General features: G+C 71.4%; 16 protein-coding genes. 10 read left to right on the forward strand and 6 right to left on the reverse strand.

Annotated elements, in window-relative coordinates; genetic code table 11:
- Nucleotides 1–797, reverse strand: a 797-nt coding sequence (locus AC2H6A_RS10955) for a DUF5118 domain-containing protein (protein ID WP_484273438.1), incomplete at its 3' end; no start/stop codon positions are given.
- A gap of 221 nt (nt 798–1,018) precedes the next feature.
- Here AC2H6A_RS10955 and ubiB point away from each other — a divergent pair.
- Nucleotides 1,019–2,593, forward strand: a complete 1,575-nt coding sequence (gene ubiB / locus AC2H6A_RS10960) for a ubiquinone biosynthesis regulatory protein kinase UbiB (RefSeq protein ID WP_484273440.1) — start codon at nt 1,019–1,021, stop codon at nt 2,591–2,593.
- Nucleotides 2,594–2,638: 45 nt separating this feature from the next.
- On the opposite strand, the gene AC2H6A_RS10965 is transcribed toward ubiB, so the two are convergent.
- A complete protein-coding gene (locus AC2H6A_RS10965) occupies nt 2,639–3,517 on the reverse strand; it encodes an alpha/beta fold hydrolase (protein WP_484273442.1) in 879 nt (292 codons plus the stop codon).
- A 166-nt stretch (nt 3,518–3,683) separates the two neighbouring features.
- On the opposite strand from AC2H6A_RS10965, the gene AC2H6A_RS10970 reads away from it, so the two are divergent.
- The 3 genes from AC2H6A_RS10970 (at nt 3,684) to AC2H6A_RS10980 (ending at nt 7,797) form a co-directional block, all read left to right on the forward strand.
- Nucleotides 3,684–5,126 carry a high affinity choline transporter 1 gene (locus AC2H6A_RS10970; protein ID WP_484273443.1) on the forward strand — a complete coding sequence of 481 codons (1,443 nt, stop codon included), beginning with the start codon at nt 3,684–3,686 and terminating at the stop codon, nt 5,124–5,126.
- A 110-nt stretch (nt 5,127–5,236) separates the two neighbouring features.
- Nucleotides 5,237–5,956 carry a response regulator gene (locus AC2H6A_RS10975; RefSeq protein WP_484273444.1) on the forward strand — a complete coding sequence of 240 codons (720 nt, stop codon included), beginning with the start codon at nt 5,237–5,239 and terminating at the stop codon, nt 5,954–5,956.
- 5 nt (nt 5,957–5,961) lie between these two features.
- The gene (locus tag AC2H6A_RS10980) at nt 5,962–7,797 is read left to right on the forward strand and encodes a sensor histidine kinase (protein WP_484273445.1); all 1,836 of its coding nucleotides are present in this window, start codon (nt 5,962–5,964) and stop codon (nt 7,795–7,797) included.
- An 8-nt stretch (nt 7,798–7,805) separates the two neighbouring features.
- Here the strand turns inward: AC2H6A_RS10980 and AC2H6A_RS10985 are convergent, their stop codons facing one another.
- Nucleotides 7,806–8,678, reverse strand: a complete 873-nt coding sequence (locus AC2H6A_RS10985; protein ID WP_484273446.1) for a Dyp-type peroxidase — start codon at nt 8,676–8,678, stop codon at nt 7,806–7,808.
- 16 nt (nt 8,679–8,694) lie between these two features.
- On the reverse strand, nt 8,695–9,567 hold the full coding sequence (locus AC2H6A_RS10990) for a DUF6279 family lipoprotein (RefSeq protein ID WP_484273447.1): 873 nt from the start codon (nt 9,565–9,567) through the stop codon (nt 8,695–8,697).
- 55 nt (nt 9,568–9,622) lie between these two features.
- Here AC2H6A_RS10990 and glmU point away from each other — a divergent pair, with 55 nt between their 5' ends.
- Genes glmU through AC2H6A_RS11005 form a run of 3 tightly spaced genes read left to right on the forward strand, consistent with a single transcriptional unit; the run spans nt 9,623 to nt 13,314 of the window.
- Nucleotides 9,623–10,999, forward strand: coding sequence for a bifunctional UDP-N-acetylglucosamine diphosphorylase/glucosamine-1-phosphate N-acetyltransferase GlmU (gene glmU, locus AC2H6A_RS10995; RefSeq protein WP_484273448.1), 1,377 nt, complete (start codon nt 9,623–9,625; stop codon nt 10,997–10,999).
- Nucleotides 11,000–11,003: 4 nt separating this feature from the next.
- Nucleotides 11,004–12,857 (forward strand): glutamine--fructose-6-phosphate transaminase (isomerizing), encoded by a 1,854-nt coding sequence (glmS, locus tag AC2H6A_RS11000; protein ID WP_484273449.1) that lies wholly within the window; start codon nt 11,004–11,006, stop codon nt 12,855–12,857.
- A 25-nt stretch (nt 12,858–12,882) separates the two neighbouring features.
- Nucleotides 12,883–13,314, forward strand: a complete 432-nt coding sequence (locus AC2H6A_RS11005; protein WP_484273450.1) for a PaaI family thioesterase — start codon at nt 12,883–12,885, stop codon at nt 13,312–13,314.
- 62 nt (nt 13,315–13,376) lie between these two features.
- On the opposite strand, the gene AC2H6A_RS11010 is transcribed toward AC2H6A_RS11005, so the two are convergent.
- Together AC2H6A_RS11010 and AC2H6A_RS11015 are read right to left on the reverse strand one after the other, a co-directional pair.
- Nucleotides 13,377–13,769 carry a PIN domain-containing protein gene (locus AC2H6A_RS11010; RefSeq protein WP_484273452.1) on the reverse strand — a complete coding sequence of 131 codons (393 nt, stop codon included), beginning with the start codon at nt 13,767–13,769 and terminating at the stop codon, nt 13,377–13,379.
- A gap of 101 nt (nt 13,770–13,870) precedes the next feature.
- On the reverse strand, nt 13,871–14,938 hold the full coding sequence (locus AC2H6A_RS11015) for a tartrate dehydrogenase (RefSeq protein ID WP_484273454.1): 1,068 nt from the start codon (nt 14,936–14,938) through the stop codon (nt 13,871–13,873).
- A 314-nt stretch (nt 14,939–15,252) separates the two neighbouring features.
- Between AC2H6A_RS11015 and AC2H6A_RS11020 the strand changes: the two genes are divergently transcribed.
- The 3 genes from AC2H6A_RS11020 to AC2H6A_RS11030 form a co-directional block, all read left to right on the forward strand.
- Nucleotides 15,253–15,540 (forward strand): hypothetical protein, encoded by a 288-nt coding sequence (locus AC2H6A_RS11020; RefSeq protein ID WP_484273455.1) that lies wholly within the window; start codon nt 15,253–15,255, stop codon nt 15,538–15,540.
- Between the two features lie 93 nt (nt 15,541–15,633).
- Nucleotides 15,634–15,882, forward strand: a complete 249-nt coding sequence (locus tag AC2H6A_RS11025) for a hypothetical protein (RefSeq protein WP_484273457.1) — start codon at nt 15,634–15,636, stop codon at nt 15,880–15,882.
- 74 nt (nt 15,883–15,956) lie between these two features.
- Nucleotides 15,957–16,263, forward strand: a 307-nt coding sequence (locus AC2H6A_RS11030; protein ID WP_484273459.1) for an aldolase/citrate lyase family protein, incomplete at its 3' end; no start/stop codon positions are given.

A 16,263-nucleotide genomic window follows, 5' to 3' on the forward strand; every position in this document is an offset into this window, starting at 1 on the left:
CCCGCGCGCGGCCGCATCACCGGCTCGGGCAGTGCCGACAGGCTGTAGCGGTAATCGACGAACAGGCTGCGCGCGTCCTCCAGGTTGCGCGGTGTGCTCGGCACCGGCGCGCCCGGCGGCAGCGGACCTGCGGGCGGCGCGGGGACCCGCGGCAGCGCGTAGTGGGCGGTCACGGGGAACACCAGCTCACGGGCATCGACGCTGACCGCGCCGATGTGCGAGTTGCGGGCATCGAAGCCGTAACTCACCCGGAACTGCGCCTCGAGCTGGCGCGTGAGCTGCGGCAAGTCGGTGAGCAGGATGGGCGAGAGCTCGACCAGCACCGAGCCGCGCTCGGGATGCTCGGCGCTGGCCACCGGCGCCGAGCCGAGCAGGCTGTCGGAGAAGCTCAGACCCGCGGCCCGGGCGAGGCCCGGATCGGCCGAGGATCCGAAGCGCGTGGCGCGGGCGATCAGCTGCACCGAGCCGTGCACACGCCGCCAGGCCACCACATGGCGACCGAGCATCCAGTGCGGGTACAGACCGCGCTCGCCCAGACCGCTCACCCGGGTGGCCGCCAGGAGGAAAGGCCTGTCGAACTGCGCCGGAGCGATCTCGATCCAGACCTTCTCGTCCTTCTGCCAGACCGTGAACAGGCCGGGCAGGCGCTTCGCCTCGCGGATCACCTCGGCGAAGGCCGGCCGCGCCGGGGGTGGCGCGGGCGATCGGACGGGGGCCGCGCCAGCCACCGGGGCCGCGGCCAGCGAGCGGGCGGCGGGCGCCGCGCCGGCTGCCGGCGGCGCCGCAGCCGCGGGCACTGATGCCCCCGCCTGGGCCGGCGCCGGCGCCGCCGCGTTCGGCGCGACAGGCGGCGGCACCGCACATGCAGCCAGCAGCAGCGCGCAGGCACCGACGAGAAGACCAGGAGCAGTTGGCAGAGGCATGGGGCGGGCCCGGCAAGGCGAGGAAGACCCGATGGTAAGCCTGAACACCACCGGTTCCTGGCCAGGGGTCCGAGCCGGTGCACTAGAATCCGCCGGTGCGCCTTCTTCGACTCGCTCGCATCGCCCACGTCGTCTGGCGCCATGGCCTGGACGAGATCGCCGCATCCGGCGCGGCCGCCAGCCTGGGCACCCGCGGCTGGCTTTGGCTGGCGCGCCTGCTGCGCCTGGGCCGCCAGTTGCGCCAGCCACGCGGCGAGCGGCTGCGTGAGGCCCTCGAGAGCCTGGGCCCGATCTTCGTGAAGTTCGGTCAGGTGCTGTCCACGCGGCGTGACCTGATGCCGCCCGACATCGCCGACGAGCTGGCCCGTCTGCAGGACCGGGTGCCGCCCTTCCCCGGAGAACAGGCGATCATCGAGATCGAACGCGGCCTGGGCCGCCCGCTCGCCGAGGTCTACGCCGAGTTCGACATCACGCCGGTGGCCTCGGCCTCCATCGCCCAGGTGCACTTCGCGCGGCTGCATGACGGCCGACCGGTGGCGGTCAAGGTGCTGCGTCCGGGCATGGCCCGGGTCATCGAGCGCGACATCGCGCTGCTGCGCGCCTTCGGCGGTCTGCTCGCCCGGGTCTCGGCCGACGGCCGGCGCCTCAAGCCGCTGGAGGTCATCGACGAGTTCGACACCTACCTGCACGACGAGCTCGATCTGATCCGGGAGGCCGCCAACGCCAACCAGCTGCGGCGCAACTTCAGCGGCTCGACCCTGCTGCGGGTACCCGAGATGTACTGGGATGCCTGCGCGGTGAATGTGCTGACCATGGAGCGCATGCACGGCATCCCGATCGGACGCATGGACGAGATGCGTGCCGCAGGCATCGACCTGAAGCGGCTCTCGCGCGAGGGGGTCGAGATCTTCTTCACGCAGGTGTTCCGGCACGGCTTCTTCCACGCCGACATGCACCCCGGCAACATCCTGGTGGGCGGACCGGGGCCCGACTTCAACCGCTACATCGCGCTCGACTTCGGCATCGTCGGCACCCTCTCCGAGTTCGACAAGAACTACCTCGCGCAGAACTTCCTGGCCTTCTTCCGCCGTGACTACCGGCGGGTGGCCGAACTGCATGTCGAGTCGGGCTGGGTGCCGCGCCACACCCGCATCGAGGAACTCGAATCGGCGATCCGCGCCTGCTGCGAGCCCTTCTTCGACCGGCCCCTGCGGGAGATCTCGCTCGGCCTGGTGCTCATGCGCCTGTTCCAGGCCTCGCGCCGCTTCGATGTCGAGATCCAGCCGCAGCTGGTGCTGCTGCAGAAGACCCTGCTGAACATCGAGGGGCTCGGCCGCCAGCTCGACCCCGACCTCGATCTGTGGGTGACGGCCAAGCCCTTCCTGGAGCGCTGGATGGTCGAACGCATCGGGCCGGCGGCGCTGCGCGAGCGGCTTGGCCGCGAGGCCACCCAGTGGGCGCAGACCCTGCCACAGATCCCGCGGCTGCTGCACGGCGCGCTCAGCCGCGCGGCCGCCGGGGCCGACGCCCAGGCCATGCCGCCCTGGGCCGGCGCGCTGCTCGCCGAGGCCCGACGGGCACGGCGCTGGCTGTCGGTGCTGGCCGTGGCGGCCATGCTGCTGGCCCTGGCGCTCGTCGGGCTGCTCGGGTTGGCGCTGCTCTCGGGCTGAGCGCCGAGGCCCGCCGCGCAACGCAGCGCCCCGGGCGCCGTGCGCTCACACACCCGGCGCGTCCAGCCAGACCCGCAGCTGCCGGTTCACCGCCTCGGCTGCCTCGTACTGCACCCAGTGGCCCACGCCGGGCAGCACCCGCGCCTGGCGATCGGGCACCGCCTCGCCGAGGGCTCCCGAAAGCAGGGACGGATCGCAGGTGACATCGTGCTCGCCCCAGAGCAGACGCAAGGGCGCGCGGCACTGCGCCAGCTGCTGCGGCAGGCCGCCGCCGCGCGAGATCTCGCGGCTGCGAAAGCGCGTGGCCAGGCAGGCCCGGGTATGCACCGCCAGCGCTAGCGGGTCGATGGCCTCGGGCTGGTGCAGCATCTGCATGGCGAGGTTGTGGCGCATCACCGCCGCGAGCGCCTGCGGATCGGGATCGGCGAGCGCCCGGCGCCAGGCGAGCATCTCGCCCCGCGGGCGACGCGGCCCGGCATGGCCGGCCGGGCCGAGCAGGATGAGCTGGCGCACCGGCAGACGACCGGCCGCAAGGTGCGCGGCCACCAGCCCGCCGAACGAGAAGCCGGCAAGCTGGCATGGCTGACCCACCCCGAGCAGGGCCTCGATCGACTGCGCCACCCCTTCCACGAGCGAGCTCATCGCGGCCGGCTCGACCGGCTCGGCGGAGTCGCCGTAGCCCGGCATGTCGGCCACCCACACGGCATTGCCCAGGGCGAGGGATTCGATGTTGCGCGCCCAGTGCAGCCAGTTGCCGTGGCCGCCGTGCAACAGCACCAGGGGCGGGCCGTCGCCGAAGCGGCGCCAGCGCAGGTGGCCGGCACCCAGGGGCATGTCGTGAATCCGGGCCAGGCCCTCGAGCCGTCGGATCGGCTCGGGCGTGTCGGGGTGAACGCAGGCAGCGGCAAGGTCGGGGCGGGACATCGGCCGATCATGCGGGCGGCCCGCCGCAGGCTCAAGGCAGGCGGTTCCGAGGGCTGCGCGATGGTGCCTGCCGGCCACGGATTTCCACGACACCCGCAGGCCCACCCCGCCACCGACCGCCGATTGCGGAATACTCGCCCGCAACACCATCTCAAGGGCGCCCGTCATGCTGATCGCCTCCGTGCTGCTTTACCTCGCCATCACCATCGGCATCGGCCTGTGGGCCGCCAGCCGGGTGCACAACGCGAAGGACTATCTGGTGGCCGGCCGCAGCCTGCCGCTCTACATGAACATGGCCACGGTCTTCGCGACCTGGTTCGGCGCCGAGACGGTGCTGTCGGTGTCGGCCACCTTCGCCAAGGACGGGCTGCACGGCGTGCCGGCCGACCCCTTCGGCGCCTCGTTCGCGCTGGTCTTCGTGGCGCTGTTCTTCGCGAAGGCCTTCTACCGGATGGACCTGCTGACCATCGGCGACTTCTATCACAAGCGCTACGGCAAGCTGGTCGAGGTGCTCACCAGCCTGGCGATCACCGCCTCCTATCTCGGCTGGACTTCGGCCCAGCTGACCGCGCTCGGGCTGGTCTTCCATGTGCTGACCGGCGGCGCGCTCGGCCTCAACCAGTGCATCGCGCTCGGCGCGCTCGTGGTGATCGTCTACACGATGTTCGGCGGCATGTGGTCGGTGGCGCTCACCGACCTCTTCCAGACCGTGATCATCGTGATCGGCCTGCTGGTCATCGCCTGGCTGATCGGCGACCTCGCCGGCGGGCCGGCCAAGGTCATTGCGCAGGCCCATGCCGAGGGCAAGTTCGACTTCTGGCCCTCGGGCGGCCTCACCGAGTGGCTGCCCTTCGTGGCGGCCTGGATGACCATGGCGCTGGGCTCGATCCCGCAGCAGGATGTCTTCCAGCGGGTGACCAGCGCGAAGGACGAGCGCACCGCGGTACGCGGCACGCTGCTGGGTGGCGCGGCCTATTTCATCTTCGCCTTCGTGCCGATGTTCATCGCCTATGCCGCGATCGTCATCGATCCGAAGTTCACCGACCTCTTCGCCTCCGAGGACGGCCGCGAGGTGCAGCGCATCCTTCCGGACCTGATCCTCAACCGGATGCCGGGCTGGGCGCAGGTGGTGTTCTTCGGTGCCCTGCTCTCGGCGATTCTGTCCACCGCCAGCGGCGCGCTGCTCGCGCCCACCGCGCTGTTCACCGAGAACGTGCTGCGCCCCTTCATGCCGCGGGTGAGCGACCGGCGTTTCCTGGTCATGCTGCGCACGGTGCTGGTCCTGTTCTCCTGCGCGGCGCTGCTGTTCGCGCTGAACTCGCGCACCACCATGTACGAGATGGTCCAGAACGCCTACAAGGTCACCCTGGTGGGCGCACTGGTGCCGCTGGCCGCGGGCATCTTCTGGAAGCGGGCCAGCGTGCAGGGCGCGCTGCTGTCGATCTTCAGCGGGCTGGTGGTCTGGCTGGGCTGCGAGACCAACTTCGCCGACGCCCTGGTGCCGCCGCAGATCAACGGCCTGATCGCCGCCCTGATCGGGATGGTGGTCGGATCGCTCGCCCCGCAGATCGTGCCCGATCACCGCGGCAACCCATCGCCCACGGCCTGACCCGGCCGGGCGGACCGGCGGGTGCCCTGCCACCACCCGGTGGCCGCTCCGCCTCGCGCTTTCGATGGCACACTTCGGCAGGGCACCAAGCCCTGCCTCTGCAGTCACCGATGTCCGATGTGAACACCCGCCTGGACAAGCCGTCCGCCGACGACACCCCCGGCATCCAGGCCGATCCGAACAGCACCGCATCCCTGGCGCCGCGGCGCTTCATGGTCTGCGACGATCATCCGATCGTCGCCGAGGCGATCGCCGATTGCCTTGAAATGGCCATGCCCGGCAGCCGGATCACCCGCGTGGCCACGCTGCAGGCGGCCCTCGGCGCCCTGCGGGCCCATCCGGCCTTCGATCTGGTGGTGCTCGATCTGGGTCTGCCCGACGCGCAAGGCCTGAGTGCGGTGCGCGAGGCCCGTGAGGCCGACCCGATGTCGCCGGTGGTGGTGGTGTCGGGCAGCGACGACCCCTCGCTCATCCTGGCGGCCATCGAGGCCGGCGCCATGGGCTTCGTGCCCAAGTCAGCCGATCGTCGCACCCTGGTGGGCGCACTGGCCACCGTGGCCGGCGGCGCGCTCTACCTGCCCCCCGGTCTGCCCGGTCCGCCCACCGCGCCGGACGCCGACGGCATCCAGGGCCTCGGCCTGACACCGCGGCAGGCCGATGTGCTGCGCCTGATCCTGCGCGGTCTGCCCAACAAGCTCATCTGCCGCGAGCTGGCGCTGTCCGAGAACACGGTCAAGATCCATGTCAGCAATGTGCTGCAGGTGCTGGGCGCACGCAGCCGCACCGAGGCGGTGGTGATCGCGGCCCGGCTGGGCGTCTCGGTTCGCTGAGCCGCATGCGACTGCCTTCCGGCGCCAGCGCGCAGCTCCTGTCGGCGGCGCTCGCTTCGGGACGCAGTCCGGCCACGGTCAGGGTCCAGCTGCTCGCCCGCGCCGGACGCCTGGGCAACGTGTCGGCGGTGCTGTTCGTGCCCCTCCTGGCCTGGGTGGCGCAGGGGCATGCATCAGACACGCGGCTCGTGCTGTGGCTGCTTGCCGGTGCGCTCATCAGCGCCGCCCGCTTCTGGCTGGCCGGCGCCTGCCTGCGCGCGGTGGAGGCCGGCCCGCTCACCGACGCCCAGGCCGCGCAGTGGCGCAACCGCCTGGTGGCCAGCGGCGCCCTGGGCGGCGCCAACGGGCTGCTGGCCACGCTGCTGCTCGCGCCGGGCATCGACCCCGACGGGATGGCCCTGCTGACCATGCTGCTGGTGTGCTGGTCGACCGGGCCCTTGAGCGCCACCCACGCGGTGCCCGAGCACGCCACCACCTACGCGGCGGTCTTCTTTCCGCCCATGATGCTGTTCTGGCTGGCCAGCCCGTTCCCCGGGGGCTGGGCAGTGGCTGCGGTGCTGGCGCTGCTGGTGGCCTCGCTGCTGGGCCAGTCGCGCGCCAACGGCCGCACCCTGTCGGGCGCGCTCGATCTGGCCGTGGAGCGCTCGCAGCTCGCCCGCGAAGTCTCGCTGCAGCGGACCGAGGTCGAGGCCATCAGCAACGCCAAGTCGCTGTTCATCGCCGCCGCCAGCCACGACCTGCGTCAGCCGGTCACGTCGCTGAAGATCGTGGTCGAGATGCTGCGCGATCCGCGGGTCGAAACCGCGCCCGAGCGCCGCGCTGCGCTGCTCGCGCGGCTCGACACCTCGGTCAATGCCCTCGACGATCTGCTCACCGGCATCCTCGACCTGTCCCGGCTCGAGGCCGATGTGGTCGCTGCCAATCTCGCGCCAACCGCGCTCAGCGCCCTGTTCGAGGGGCTGCGCGAAGCCTTCCTCACGCAGGCCAGCGCGCGCGGCATCGAGCTGCAGTTCGCCCCCACCGAGCTGGTCGTGGTCAGCGACCGGGTGATGCTGGCGCGCATGGTGCGCAATCTGGTCGACAACGCGCTGCGCTACACCACCCAGGGTTCGGTGCATGTGGATGCCGTGCGCACCCCGCAGGGGGTGAGCATCCGGGTGATCGATACCGGCCCCGGCATTCCGGCCGACCAGCACCAGCGCATCTTCGAGGACTTCGTCCAGCTCCACAATCCGGCGCGCGACCGCTCCCGCGGACTGGGCCTGGGCCTGGCGATCGTGCGGCGACTGAGCGCCCGTCTGGGCTACCAGGTCACGATCGCCTCGGAGCCTGGTCATGGCACCACCTTCAGCATCCTCATCCCCGCCGACCGGCTGGCCGAGCGCGCCCTGCTCGAGCCATCCATGCCCGAGGCCGGTTCCAGCTCGCTGCGCGGGCTTCGCGTGCTGCTGGTCGAGGACGACCCGCTGGTTCGCGATGCGCTCTCGCTGGGCCTGGCGAGACTGGGCGCGCAGGTCACGCCGGTGTCGGGCGTGAACCCGCTGCGCGCGATGCTGCAGGACCACCGCACCACACCGGTCTGGGATGCCTGCGTCACCGACATGCGCATGGAGGACGAGTCCTCCGGCTACCAGGTGATCGCGGCGCTGGCCGGGCGGCTGCCCCGTGACCGGGTGGTGGTGCTCACCGGCGAGACCCGCCCCGACCTGGTGGCCGCCATGACCGCCAACGGCCTGCGACTGGTGCACAAGCCAGCCACCTCGGCGCAGGTGGCGGCGGCGCTGCGCCAGGCGCTGGCCGCGGCGCTGAGCGCCGACGCCGGCGAGGCTGCCGGCCTCTGAAGGCGCGCCTAGAGTCCGATCAGGCGCAGGTCCAGCCCGCCCGCCAGCGCCGGCGGGCACCAGTGGTAGGCCCCGGACAGCGGCCGGCTCATGCCGAAGATCGCGTCGCGGGTGCCGTCGTCGGCGCCGATCATGCGCCGCAGCTGCGCCTCGAAGCCGTCGAACGAGGCACCGAAGGACACGAACATCAGGCCGCCCTGCTCGCCCTTCACCCAGGGCATGGAGCGGCGCAGGGTGAACGCCTCGGGCGTGAAGTCCTCCTGGGCGGTGCGCCGCACATGGGCGCTGGCCGGCGCATCCTCGATCTCGGTGTTGTCGGCCAGCCGCCGGCCGATCGCGAGGTCTTTGGCTGCCTGGCTCATCGCGCCGATGGCTGCGAAGTCATGCTGCCAGCGCTGCACGGCCACGAAGCTGCTGCCGGCCAGGCCCGTGGGGCCACCCTGGAGAAACCCGGCCTGCACCGCCGCGTCGCCCACGGGATTTTCGGTGCCGTCCTCGTAGCCGGTGAGATCGCGGCCGCCGCGATGACGGAAGGCATCAAAGGCCTCCTGCGGCAGGAAGGCGTCGCCCAGCATCCGGGCGAGATCGGCGCCCCGCAGATAGAGCTCGCCCGGCTCCTCGCCGCGCAGCCAGCACCAGAGAGCTGCCGGCGTGGCCGGCAGTTCCACGCCCGCGCCCACCAGCGGCGGAAACGGCCGCAGGCCGGGCACCCGGGCCGAGAGCTCGGCCACCAGCGTGGCGCCCAGGCCGACCACCGTGGCTTTGCCATCGGCAGCGCCGGCAAGGGCGCGCAGCGCGGACCGGGGGTCGGCGCCGGCGCGCAGCGAAAAGCTCAGGTAGCGGGCGTGTGGCGGGACGGGATCGAGGATGCCGGTCTGCATGGGGAGGGAATCCGGTTCAGGTGCCGGCCAGCCTGACGAAATCCTGGGCATAGCCGCGAAGGGTCTTGAGCAGATGGGCGCGCTGGGCGGCGCTGGCCCGGGCGAGCAGTTGCGTGGAGAGCTGGTCGCTGAGCGCGACCGCCTCGTCCAGGCGCTGGCGCCGGGCAGGATCGGCCGGGGTCCAGAAGCTCAGCAGGAAATCCCTGACCTGACGGTTGGCCTCGGGCAGCGGCGGACGCTCGCGCGAGAGCCGGGCGAACAGGCCGAGCAGCGCCTGGTTGCGGCGCTGGCGCTCGGCATACCAGAGCTCCTCGGTGGCCGGCATGCCGGCGGCGAGCTGCCGCAGCTCGCGCTCCTGGCCGGCCTCCAGCCGGCCGAGGAAGAACTCGGCCCGCTTGACGACGCGATCGCCGCGGGCCGTCACCCGGTCGGCGGGCTTCTCGGGCAGGAACTTCTCGCGGTACTCCTCGTCGGCCTCGGCCATGCGCCGGCGCAGCCGCTCGAGCTGGTCGGGCCGCAGGGTGAGGGCGAGCTCGGCCACCGCAGGCGCCAGCCGCTCGGCCACGGGCGCCCAGGCGTCGGTCACCCGAGCGCGCCAGCGGCCCACCGCGATCGGCTCGGCGCCGCCGGGGGCCGCGCCGCGCACCTGCGCCTCGACCTCGCCCAGGAACTCGGCATAGCCCGGCAGCTGACCGCGCCGATGCCAGCGGTGAAGCTCGTCGAGCCGGCGCGACACCAGCGCGCGCTGGTCTTCGTCCAGAGCCAGGTAGCGGTCGAGCTGCCAGCTTGACCAGGCTGGCAGCAGGTCGTAACCCAGCCGTGCCATGGTGCAGCCCGAGGCCAGCAGGGCGAGCAGCGTCAGCAGCGCGCCCAGGCGCCAGCCCCGCATGGTAAAATTCCGGGTTGCGCTCAATGGCCGCAAGCCTCTGAAAAGCAAGGAAAAAATGAACATCGTCATCCTCGCCGCCGGCATGGGCAAGCGCATGCGCTCGGATCTTCCGAAGGTGCTGCATCCGATCGCCGGCCGGCCGATGCTGGCCCATGTGCTCGACCGCGCCCGCAGTCTAGCCCCGAAGCGGCTGGTGGTGGTCTACGGCCATGGCGGCGAGCAGGTTCCGCAGCGGCTGGCCGCGCCCGATCTCGCCTGGGCGAAGCAGGAGCCGCAACTCGGCACCGGGCACGCGGTGATGCAGGCGGTGCCGCTGCTCGATGACAGCGTGCCCACCCTGGTGCTCTATGGCGATGTGCCGCTCACCACCGACGCCACCCTGGCGCGGCTGTGCGCCGCCGCGCAGGCACCGGCCGGCGCCGCGCCGCGGCTGGGCCTGCTCACCGTCACCCTGCCCGACCCCACCGGTTATGGCCGCATCGTGCGCGAGCAGGGCCGCATCACCCGCATCGTCGAGCACAAGGACGCCAGCGAGGCGCAGCGCGCCATCACCGAGGTGAACACCGGCATCCTGGTGGCGCCCACGCCGGCGCTCAAGCGCTGGCTGGCCGGGCTGTCCAACCGCAACGCGCAGGGCGAGTACTACCTGACCGACATCATCGCCAGCGCCGTGGCCGAGGGCCTCGAGGTGGCCGGCGTGCAGCCCGATGCCGTCTGGGAGACCCTGGGCGTGAACAGCAAGGCCCAGCTCGCCGAACTCGAGCGCGTCCACCAGGGCAACCAGGCCGCGGCGCTGCTCGAGCAGGGTGTCACCCTGGCCGACCCGGCCCGCATCGACATCCGCGGCAGCCTCGCCTGCGGGCGCGATGTCAGCATCGACATCAACTGCGTGTTCGAGGGCACGGTGGTGCTCGGCGACGGCGTGAGCATCGGCCCCCACTGCGTGCTGCGCGACACCACGCTCGCCGCCGGCACCCAGGTGCTCGCCTTCAGCCACCTCGATGGCGCGCAGGTGGGCGCCGGCTCGCGCATCGGGCCCTATGCCCGGCTGCGGCCCGGCACGGTGCTGGCCGAGGAGGTGCATGTGGGCAACTTCGTCGAGACCAAGGCCGCCCGCTTCGACACCCAGGCCAAGGCCAACCACCTCGCCTATGTGGGCGATGCGGTGGTGGGCAAGCGGGTGAACATCGGCGCCGGCACCATCACCTGCAACTACGACGGCGTGAACAAGCATCTCACCGTCATTGGCGATGACGCCTTCATCGGCAGCGACACCCAACTGGTGGCGCCGGTCACGGTGGGCGCAGGCGCCACCCTGGGCGCGGGCACCACCCTCACCCGCGAGGCACCGGCCGGCAAGCTCACCATCTCGCGCGCCCGGCAGGTCACCGTCCCCAACTGGCAGCGGCCGGTCCGCAAGCCCAAGGAGTAGTCCCATGTGCGGCATCGTCGGCGCGGTCGCGCAACGCGACATCGTTCCCATCCTCATCGAGGGGCTGCGCAAGCTGGAGTACCGGGGCTATGACTCCGCCGGCCTGGCCATCCTGAACGACACCATGTCGCGGGTGCGCTCGGTGGGCCGGGTGGCCGAATTGCAGGCACGCGCCACGGCCGACGGCGCGCAGGCGCCCACCGGCATCGCCCACACCCGCTGGGCCACCCACGGCGGGGTCACCGAGAACAACGCCCACCCGCACGCCTCGCTGGGCGGCGGGCTGCAGGTCTCGGTGGTGCACAACGGCATCATCGAGAACCACGAGGCGCTGCGCGCCGAGCTGCGCGCCGCCGGCTACACCTTCGAGTCGCAGACCGACACCGAGGTCATCGCCCACCTGGTGCACTCGCTGGTCGCCACCGGGCTCACCCTGCTGCAGGCGGTGCGCGCCGCGGTCGAGCGCCTGGAGGGCGCCTATGCCATCGCCGTGATCAGCAGCCGCGAGCCGCACACCGTGGTGGGCTCGCGGCGCGGCTCGCCGCTGCTGCTCGGCGTGGGCAGCAACGGCTCGGGCCAGGGCGAGAACTTCCTGGCCTCCGATGCCTCGGCCCTGCTGCAGGTCACCCGCCATGTCGCCTACCTCGAAGAGGGCGATGTGGTCGAGATCCGCCGCGACGGCTTCACCGTGCTCGGCGCCGACGGCGAGCCCGCGCAGCGCCCGATCGTGCAGAGCCAGCTGAGCGCCGAATCGATCGAGCTGGGCCGCTACGCCCACTACATGCAGAAGGAGATCTTCGAGCAGCCCGGCGCCATCGCCAACACCCTCGAGATGGTCACCGGCGGCAGCTCGCTCTCGCCCGGGCTGTTCGGCGCCGAGGCCCACGAGGTGCTGGCGCGCACGCGCCAGGTGCTCATCCTGGCCTGCGGCACCAGCTTCCATGCCGGGCTGGTGGCGCGCTACTGGATCGAGTCGGTGGCGCGTCTGCCGGTCAGCGTGGAGATCGCCAGCGAGTACCGCTACCGCGAGTCGGTGGCGCAGCCCGGCACCCTGGTGATCACCATCTCGCAGTCGGGCGAGACCATCGACACCCTGTCGGCGCTGCAGCACGCCCACGCCCAGGGCATGGGCGACTCGCTGTCCATCTGCAATGTGCCCGAGTCGGCGCTCATCCGCGCCTCGCGGCTGCGCTTCCTCACCCGCGCCGGCCCCGAGATCGGCGTGGCCTCCACCAAGGCCTTCACCACCCAGCTCGCCTCGCTCTTCGTGCTCACGCTGGTGCTGGCGCGTCAGCGCGGCCTGCTCTCGCCCGAGCGCGAGCATGAGCTCATCACCCAGCTGCGCCACCTGCCGGTGGCCCTGAACCGGGTGCTCGAGTGCGAACCCGCGGTGGCGGCCTGGGCGCAGCGCTTTGCCGCCCGCGACCACGCGCTCTTCCTGGGCCGCGGCGTGCACTTTCCCATCGCCATGGAAGGCGCGCTCAAGCTCAAGGAAATCACCTACATCCACGCCGAGGCCTACGCTGCCGGCGAACTCAAGCACGGGCCGCTCGCGCTGGTCGATGACCGCATGCCGGTGGTGGTGGTGGCCCCCAACGACACCCTGATCGAGAAGCTCAAGAGCAATCTGCAGGAGGTGCGCGCCCGCGGCGGCGAGCTCTTCGTGTTCGCCGATCGCGACACGCGGCTTGCGCCGAGCGACGGCGTGCATGTCATCCACCTGCACGATCACGCCGGCCTGCTCTCGCCCATCCTGCATGTGCTGCCGCTGCAGCTGCTGTCCTATCACGCCGCGCTGGCCCGCGGCACCGATGTCGACAAGCCGAGGAATCTGGCCAAGAGCGTGACGGTGGAGTAGGCGGCAGAGACTGCCGCGATTGCCCATGACCAACGACCCGCTCGCCCTGCGGCTTGCGCCCCTGATCGATCACCCCCTCCATCGCCTGCTCGGGCTGGAGGCGTGCCGCAGCCACGACGGCGAGGGGCATCTCGCCATCACGGTGAGCGCCATCAACAGCAGCCCGGCCGGCGGTCTGCACGGCGGCGTGGTCTACCTGCTCAGCGATGTCTGCGCCATGGTCGGCCTGATGAGCCGGCTGCCGGCCGACCAGCATGCGGTGACCCATGACATCCAGGTGTCGGTCATGCGCTCGGCGGGGCCGGGCGATCGCGTGAGCTTCGACTCGCGCATCACGCACCTCGGGCGTCGCCTGTGCTTCTGCGAGGTGGTGGTGCAAAGCGGCGGGAAAACCCTGGCGAGTGCCCGGGTCACCAAGAGTCTTGTTGCGGCACCGGGGTCGATGACGCCGCCCTGAGGCGCGAGCCGGGACCCTCGCGGGGGGCGCCGGCGCCTGGCAAACCGATACGCGAGGCGACTTCAGCGCATCAGAATCACCTGCTCCCAGGCCTGGCGCGGCGAGAAGATCCGCAGGCTCCCCCGGGGATCCCACCCCAGAACCCGCGGGTCGCCCGTGATGAACACCTCTGCGCCTGCCGTGTGAGCCGCGGCCACGAGGCGGGCATCCGCATCAGCAGCGGGCTCGGCAACATCCGGTACGAGCGCCGCACAGGCCCACAGCGCATCGAAGCGCTCGAGCGCCGGCCCATGGCGAGGGAACTTGCGCCGCAGCACGGCATGCGCCTCCTCACGCACCAGGGCGCTGGTCAGGATGCGATGGCCCCTGGCGTCGATTTCGAGCAGCAGTTCGGCGCACAGGCCGGGAAACACCGCGGCCGACAACCACACATTCGTGTCGAGGAATACCCGCACGGCACCTGCCCACCACTCAGCTGACATCCCGCAGGATGTCCTCCTCGGTCAACCAGCCCGCCGCGCGGGCCTGGGGCACCTCGGACAGGACGCTCCGACCCTCACCCCCGAAGCCGTGCACACACCGCCGCCGTCACCTGCGCCGTGGTGGCCGTGCCGCCCAGGTCGCGGGTGTGCAGGGACGGATCGGCGGTCACCGACTCGATCGCGGCCATCAGGCGGGCGGCGGCGGCCGGCTCGCCGAGGTGCTCGAGCATCATCACCACCGACCAGAAGGTGCCCACCGGGTTGGCCAGGCCCTTGCCCATGATGTCGAAGGCCGAGCCGTGGATAGGCTCGAACATCGAGGGATAGCGCCGCTCGGGGTCGATGTTGCCGGTGGGCGCGATGCCCAGGCTGCCGGCCAGGGCCGCCGCCAGGTCCGACAGGATGTCGGCGTGCAGGTTGGTGGCCACGATGGTGTCGAGCGAGGCTGGCCGGTTGACCATGCGGGCGGTCATCGCGTCGACCAGCTCCTTGTCCCAGCGCACCTGCGGGAACTCGCGCGCCACCTCGGCGGCGATCTCGTCCCACATCACCATCGCGTGGCGCTGGGCATTGCTCTTGGTGACCACGCTGAGCAGGCGGCGCGGCCGCGAGGCGGCCAGCCGGAACGCGAAGCGCAGGATACGCTCCACCCCGGCTCGGGTCATGATCGAGACATCGGTGGCCACCTCGATCGGGTGGCCCTGATGCGCCCGACCGCCCACGCCGGCATACTCGCCCTCGGAGTTCTCGCGCACGATCACCCAGTCGAGATCGGCCGGTGCGCAGCGCTTGAGCGGGGCATCGATGCCCGGCAGGATCCGGGTGGGCCGCACATTGGCGTACTGGTCGAAGCCCTGGCAGATCTTCAGGCGCAGGCCCCACAGCGTGATGTGGTCGGGAATGTCCGGATCGCCGGCCGAGCCGAACAGGATGGCATCCATGTCGCGCAGCGCCGCCAGGCCGTCGGCCGGCATCATCAGGCCATGGCGCCGGTAGTGGTCGCCGCCCCAGTCGAAGTCGGTGAAGGCCAGGCCGAAGCCCGCGCCGGCGGCCGCCAGCGCCTCAAGCACCTGGCGCCCCGCCGGGATCACCTCCTTGCCGATGCCGTCTCCGGGAATGGTGGCGATGCGATAGGTCTTCATGGACGGGGCTCCAGGCGGTGGTCGGTGGACGATGGGCGGTGGACGATGCCCGCACTCTAGATCATGGCCAGACCGACGACCGGCCGCCAGCACCCGCGGCTGACCCGCCGCTCGTCCGCCGGCGCCGCAGCCGCCCTTGCCCCGGCGCAATGCCGCCGACTCCATCGGCAGCAGACTGGCCGACATGACGCCGGCCATCGCGCAAAAGACGCCGCTGGTGAGACTTATTTCCTCAAGTCGCTCATGCAGCGGCCGATGTCTGACGCAAGCGGCGAAGGAAAAGCGCCGTTCGTCGGTGATTCAGAGGGGCTGTCATGCTGCCGATCAAGACCGGAATCCTCATGCTCGTCGTCGCCCTGTTCTTCGGGGTGGTGCGCGTGGAACATGGCCACGACCCGCTCGGCGGCCAGCGCTGGGTGAAGTTCAGCGTGAACGAACGCACCGTGGCGGCCGCCCGCGTGCTGCTCGCGCAGGCGATCGAGGCCTCCGGCGACTGGCGCTCGAGCGAGCCGTCCACGGCCAGTCCGCCACCGCGGGCAGGCCCATCGGCAGGCATGCTCCCGGCATCAGGCCATCCATCCGGGGAAATCCGCCTCCGGTGAGACTTATTTCCTCAAGCGGCTCAAGGAACGGCCGATGACGGAGGAAGCCAGCGGAAGAAAAACGCCGCTCATCCTTCAACGGACACCGACTGCATGTTCCCGGCCAAAGCCGTCCTCGCGCTGCTCGCCCTCGCCGTCACCTTCGGCGTGGTGCGGCTCGAGCACGGCCACGACCCGATCACCGGCGACAACTGGGTCAAGCTGAGCGTCAGCGACCGAACCATGCAAACCGCCCGCGTGGTGATGGCCCATGCCCTCGAAGCCACCCGTGCGATCCAGGACGACGGCGCCGATCCCGGCCCGCGGGTCACCGAGCCCAATCCCCGAACCGCCGGCCGCTGAGCCGCGGTCATTCGCTTACCATCGGGCTCAGATCCGCCCGATCCCCGCGGCGGTCTGTCCACCGGACCCGTCGCATGGACACCAGCCTCACCCTGAAGCAGCGCATCCAGGCCGGCCACACCGCCCTGGGCTCGATGGTCTTCGAGTTCTTCTCGCCAGGCATGGCGCGAATCGCCCGCGAAGCAGGCGCTGACTTCCTGATCTACGACATGGAGCACAGCGGCACCGGCATCGACACCGTCAAGGCGCAGTGCGCGGCCTGTGCGGGCACCGGTCTGGCCCCGATCGTGCGGGTGCCGCACCACGACTACAGCGCGGTCGCCGGCGCACTCGACGCCGGCGCCCCCGGCATCCTGGTGCCGATGGTGGCCAGCGCCGCGC

It is taken from the genome of Quisquiliibacterium sp. (genome assembly GCF_982640115.1).

What these genes read in the sequence shown, in the direction of transcription:
- glmU (WP_484273448.1), top strand. Translation starts at nt 9,623, where the DNA reads ATGAACATCGTCATCCTCGCCGCCGGCATGGGCAAGCGCATGCGCTCG.
- AC2H6A_RS10970 (WP_484273443.1), top strand. Translation starts at nt 3,684, where the DNA reads ATGCTGATCGCCTCCGTGCTGCTTTACCTCGCCATCACCATCGGCATC.
- AC2H6A_RS11020 (WP_484273455.1), top strand. Translation starts at nt 15,253, where the DNA reads ATGCTGCCGATCAAGACCGGAATCCTCATGCTCGTCGTCGCCCTGTTC.
- AC2H6A_RS10985 (WP_484273446.1), bottom strand. Translation starts at nt 8,678, where the DNA reads ATGCAGACCGGCATCCTCGATCCCGTCCCGCCACACGCCCGCTACCTG.
- AC2H6A_RS10975 (WP_484273444.1), top strand. Translation starts at nt 5,237, where the DNA reads ATGTCCGATGTGAACACCCGCCTGGACAAGCCGTCCGCCGACGACACC.
- AC2H6A_RS10980 (WP_484273445.1), top strand. Translation starts at nt 5,962, where the DNA reads ATGCGACTGCCTTCCGGCGCCAGCGCGCAGCTCCTGTCGGCGGCGCTC.
- glmS (WP_484273449.1), top strand. Translation starts at nt 11,004, where the DNA reads ATGTGCGGCATCGTCGGCGCGGTCGCGCAACGCGACATCGTTCCCATC.
- AC2H6A_RS11015 (WP_484273454.1), bottom strand. Translation starts at nt 14,938, where the DNA reads ATGAAGACCTATCGCATCGCCACCATTCCCGGAGACGGCATCGGCAAG.
- AC2H6A_RS10990 (WP_484273447.1), bottom strand. Translation starts at nt 9,567, where the DNA reads ATGCGGGGCTGGCGCCTGGGCGCGCTGCTGACGCTGCTCGCCCTGCTG.
- AC2H6A_RS11025 (WP_484273457.1), top strand. Translation starts at nt 15,634, where the DNA reads ATGTTCCCGGCCAAAGCCGTCCTCGCGCTGCTCGCCCTCGCCGTCACC.
- AC2H6A_RS11005 (WP_484273450.1), top strand. Translation starts at nt 12,883, where the DNA reads ATGACCAACGACCCGCTCGCCCTGCGGCTTGCGCCCCTGATCGATCAC.
- AC2H6A_RS10965 (WP_484273442.1), bottom strand. Translation starts at nt 3,517, where the DNA reads ATGTCCCGCCCCGACCTTGCCGCTGCCTGCGTTCACCCCGACACGCCC.